A 5,752-nucleotide genomic window follows, 5' to 3' on the forward strand; every position below is an offset into this window, starting at 1 on the left:
CTGTTCCTCAAACAGTTGATGGATTGCTTTATCATTCGGGAACGGCTTTTCAGTTTGGTTAAAGGTATACAGAAGCTGATGTTTTTCTTCCTCTGTCACCAGAATCATATCTGACAGCTTTTGTTCAGGATCTTCAACTATCTGATACAGCAGATGAAGAAAATGATTTCTCATTCTTTCTATAGTATCTTGGGTAAACAGGCTTGTACTGTATTCTAGTGTTATATAAAGAGATTCCCCCTCTTGACATATCCAGCTTAGGTCAAACTTCGAGCTTTTCCATTCAATCTCATATGGCTTAAATTGCAGTTCCTCTCCTATAGCTATGTCCAGGTCAAAATTCTGCAAACTAAATGTCGTATCAAATATAGGATTTCGGCTAAAATCCCGTTTTAGATCTAACTTTTCTACAAGCTCTTCAAAAGGATAATTTGAATATTCGTAAGATTTCAAGGTTTCCGTTCTGACATTTGCAAGAAATTCACGGAAACTCAAACTTCCTTCCGGTCTATTTCTTAAAGCAAGAACATTAATAAATACACCAACTACTTCTTCAAGATCAGCATGAGGCCTACCGGCAATTGGAGATCCGACGATAATATCTTCTTTTTCTGTATATTTAGAAAGAAGTACATTATAGGCAGCTAATAAAGTCATATATAAAGTTGCCCCTTCTGAAGCTGAGAGTTCCTTCAACTTTTTCAAAATAGAGCTATCCACTGAAAATTCAAGGGTTTCTCCTTTAAACTGCCTTACAGGTGGTCGTGTAAAATCGGTAGGAAGATCCAACACAGGAAGCTCCCCTGATAACATATTTAACCAATATTCCTCATCGGTCTTTAACTTCTCAATCTGTTCATCTTCCTGCTGCCAAACAGCAAAATCTTTGTAGTTCAGAGTGATGTTCGGCAGGCTGTGCCCTTGGTATAAAGCACAGAAGTCCCTTAAAAGAATATTAGCCGAGATTCCATCAGCTATTATATGATGCATATCCATCATAATAAGTTGTCGATTGGGACTAATTTCAAGTAAAACAGCACGGAATAATGGAGCTTTTTGCAAATCAAACGGTACTATAAATTTATTTACAAGATTTTCAATTTCAGATTCTGATGCTCTAACAACATCCAAACTCCAAGGTATATCTTGATGATGAATAACTTGAGTAAGATGATTATCCTCCAAATGGAAAGACGTACGAAGAGCCTCATGTCTAGCTATCAATGACTTGAACGCTTTTTCAACATTTTCCGCACTCAGATTTCCTTTAGCTTCCATAACAATTGGCATATTATAATTCGTTCCATCGTTCTGGGCATCCAGCTGTTCGACTATAAACATTCTCTTCTGAGCGGCAGAAGCTGGGTAAGAAGGCCGTTCTGCAGCTTTCTGAATTGAAAGGTACCGAGTATTTTTTTCCTGTCGCATGAGCTGTGCTGTCCCAGAAACTGTAGGATTAGCAAAAAATTCACGTAATTTAATTCCTATGTTAAGCTGCTTATGAATCCTTGAGAGAAGAATAGTGGCATTAAGCGAATGTCCTCCCCTCTCAAAAAAATTGTCATGAACGCCAATTTGCTCAACTTTTAGGACATCCTTAAAAATAGCTACCAACTTTTTCTCAAGAGGATTACTTGGTGCTGTATATTTTGAAACCGGTAAAGTAAATTCTTTAACTTCTAACAGCTTTTTCTTATCTATCTTCCCGTTTGGATTTAATGGAATATGATCAAGTTGAATGACATGAGCTGGCACCATATATTCAGGAAGTTGTTCAAGTAAGAAACGCCGAATCTCACTGTAATCAGCTTTATTAGACGATACTATATATGCACATAAGTAATAACGCTTACTTTCACTCTCATGAGCCAAAACGACAGCTTCTCGAATTGATGGATACTGAAGTAGGCAGGATTCTATTTCGTTTATCTCTATTCGAAAGCCTCTTATCTTCACTTGATTATCTTGTCTTCCAAGAAACTCAATCTTGCCATCTGGAAGCCATCGTGCTACATCTCCAGTTGAATACATCTTACCATCTGAGTAAGGATTTTCCACAAATCTTTCTTCAGTAAGAGAAGGGTTATTCATATAACCTCTGGCTAACCCTCTCCCCGCAATATATAATTCTCCAGGAATGCCGACAGGCTGCACATTTCCATCGGGACTGAGAATTAAAATTTGGTTATTCCATATTGGTTGCCCAATCGGATATTCCATTTGATTTTCAAAGAGTGTGCAACTGGTTGCCACAACGGTATTTTCAGTAGGACCGTAATTATTTACGATTCTATATGGTGCGCTACTTACTTTTCTAACTTTCTCTCCGCCAATTAACAAAATTCTTAATGAGCTATTGTTGAGAGGGATGAACTGTTCTGCTAACTGGGTAGGCAGAAAGCTGATGGTTATTTCGTTTTTCTCAAAGTAGCTGTTTAAGGCAACTGCATCCCCCCTAATATCATCTTCTACTATATAAATAGAAGATCCGGCAATTAAATAAGGGAATACCTCCCATACAGAAGCATCAAAACCAAATCCCGCTAATTTTGCGCTTCGGTCTTTTGGTATGACTTGGAATTCGTGATTATGCCAAAAACACAGATTTACGAGAGAAAGATGTTCTACCATCACACCTTTAGGTCTTCCTGTTGTACCAGACGTATAGATAACATAGGCAAGATTGTCTGGCTTGATGATACTCTCAAGGTTCGGTTCATCTTCGTTTGATGAGGATAGCTGCTCTAAACAAAAAGTGTTCCCGCCATAAGATTCCGGAATTTGATTAAGCGTATGGACCACCAAATGATCAGCAGAACTGTCCTCAAGCATATAAACTTGTCTACCGACAGGCAATTTAGGATCAATTGGCAAAAAAGCCCCTCCTGATTTAAGAATAGCAAGAGTACTTACAACCATTTCTAAAGACGGATTCATAATTACTCCCACTACTGTCTCAGGACCAACGCCGGCTTTTCTCAACATTTTGGCCAGCTTATTTGATTGATTATTTAATTCCCCGTACGTAAGAACCTCATCTTTATATATGACAGCAGGATATCCAGGTGCTTTTTCCGCCTGTTCTTCGAAAAGCTGATGTATAGTTTTATTTGTTGGAATGTGTTTATAAGTGCTATTAAACTGTTCTAAGACCATATCCTTTTCATGCGGAGTGGCTATCTCAATGCTTTTTAATAACATATCAGGATTTTTAGTAATTTGTTCTAAAATCCATTCAAAATGCTTAAGCATTCTCTTAATAGTACTTCTTTTAAATTTTCCAGTATTATATTCCACTGAAATCCTTAAACTTTCCCCCTCTGTTGCAGCAAGTGTAAAATCATATTTTGAATTTCCCCACTCCCATTCGTAAGGGGTTACCGTAAGATCAGGGATTCCATCAGCAGACGAACTCTCACTTTGTAAAGTAAATATAGTATGAATAAGTGGATTGCTACCGGAATTTCGATAAAGATTCAGCTTTTCAACTAACATTTCAAAAGGATATTCTGCATGATCAAACGCAAGAACAGTTTCATTTTTTACTTTGGCAAGAAACTCATTAAATGTAAGACTAGAATTAGACTGCAAACGAATTGCCAATGTGTTGACAAACATTCCTACAATTCTTTCAAGATCAGTATGACCTCTACCGGAGATAGGAGTACCCACCACAATATCTTCCTGACTGGTATATTTAGAAAGGAAAATATGAAACGAAGCCAAGAGCGTTGTAAACAGCGTAGTTCCACTTCTGATAGAAAGGTCTCTTAATTTTTCCAGTAGAGTCGCATTTATTTCCGTATGAAAAGTCTCTCCCTTGGACAGTTTATCTGCACGCTCCGGAAAATCTGAAGGCATGTTCAAAACCGGTATCTCTCCAGTAAACCTATTTAGCCAAAATGCCTCCTGTTCTTGAATTTTCTGCTTCTGATCTTCTCTCTGTTGCCAAACACTGTAGTCCTTATATTGAACAGATAATTCAGGCAGCTTTTCGTTACGGTACAAAGATACAAACTCCTGAAATAGAATATTGGCAGACACTCCGTCAGAGATAATATGATGCATATCTAGACAGAGAATAAAATCTTCACTTGATTTCTCAATTAACGCTGCTCTAAATAGGCTACCACTTTGTAAATTAAATGGTCGTACAAACTGTTCTACCAGTACTGATTCATCTCTTCCTGAGGAAGAAATGATTTCAAACTGAAAATCGACACGCTGATGAATTTTTTGAACAATCTGCTCATCCTTAATATGAAAAGAGGTACGAAGAGACTCATGCCTATCCACTAATAATTGCATGATGGTCTCTACTTTTGTTTTCTGAAGTGCACCTTTAATTTCCAATGCAATTGGCATATTGTAGTGCGTGCTGTTATCCCCTTCAATTTCCTGAACCAGATACATCCGCTTTTGAGCATAAGATACTGGATAGAACTCGCTTTCAAGCGCAGGATTAATCGCCTCGAAGATGTTTTTTTCTAGAGAATTTATATGGTCTGCCAACTGCTTTACAGTTTGATTAGCATATACGTCTCTAAAGGAAATATCTACAGCTAATTCTTTAGATATTCTTGAAGTAAGCATCATTAATTTTAAAGAATGACCGCCTAATTCAAAGAAGTTATCATAGATTCCAATCTTCTCCCTGTTAAGAACTTCCTGATAAAGGACAACTAGCTGCTGCTCTAATTGTGTAGTTGCTTTTTGATGTCGAGGGTCATGAATTTCCTGTATTTCCGGCAGACTGCCTTTGTCCACCTTCCCATTTGAGGTGAGTGGAATTTCATCCAGCTGCACAAATCTTGCAGGAATCATGAAACTAGGAAGCTTTTCCTGTAAAAATTTCTTCAACGCTACAGTTTCTACTTTCAACTCAGCCACATAATAAGCATATAAGTAAGATCCATTCGATCCTTCCCCTTTTAAAGCTACTACACAATTTTGTATGCCAGGATATTCAGCTAGCCTAGCCTCGATCTCGCTTAGTTCTATTCTATGTCCACGGAGTTTCACCTGTTGATCCGATCTTCCCAGATATTCCAAATTCCCATTAGGTAGCCAGCGTACTAAATCGCCAGTTTTATATACCTTACCTTCACCGAAAGGATTATCTATAAAGAATTTGTTTGTAAGCTCACTTTGATTTAAATAACCTTTGCCTACTCCATCTCCGCCTATATATAATTCCCCAGAAACACCCATTGGTTGGAGATGACCAGATTGGCTTACAACGTACAGCTGTGTATTATTTATTGAGCGACCTATAGGAATACAATCCAAAGAGTTTATTTGATGATCGGCTTCATACGTAGCAGCAAATACCGTTGTTTCGGTTGGACCATATACATTAATTATCCGGTTATCTCCTAGATAATTGACGGCTTTGCGAACATGTTTTATAGAAGCCTTCTCGCCGCCCATCAGGACTTTTCTCAAGTTTTTCAAACAAGATATCTGCTCATCTACAATTACATTAAACAATGCCGTGGTCATAAGGGATATCGTAATATTTTCCTCTTTCATTAACCTTGCAATTTCCTTAAGATCGCTAGCAGCTTTGTTTGGAGCAAGCACGAGTCTAGCTCCATTCAACAAAGCACTGTATATATCAAACACGGAACCATCAAAAGCATAATTCAATAACTGAAGAAAACGATCGTCCGTTGTGATTTCAATATAACCGTTATTTTTTATTGTTTTAATAACGTTTCGATGAGAAATTTGGCAACCTTTCGGTCTCCCA

The 5,752-nt window shown here is 37.7% G+C and carries 1 protein-coding gene; it reads right to left on the minus strand.

The window, feature by feature from the left end:
• Positions 1 to 5,752: amino acid adenylation domain-containing protein (locus ABWK52_RS17875; protein WP_353772051.1), on the minus strand; the 5,752-nt coding region annotated here is incomplete at both ends.

Source organism: Bacillus sp. AP50 (genome assembly GCF_040492675.1).
Lineage (GTDB): Bacteria > Bacillota > Bacilli > Bacillales > Bacillaceae_G > Bacillus_A > Bacillus_A cereus.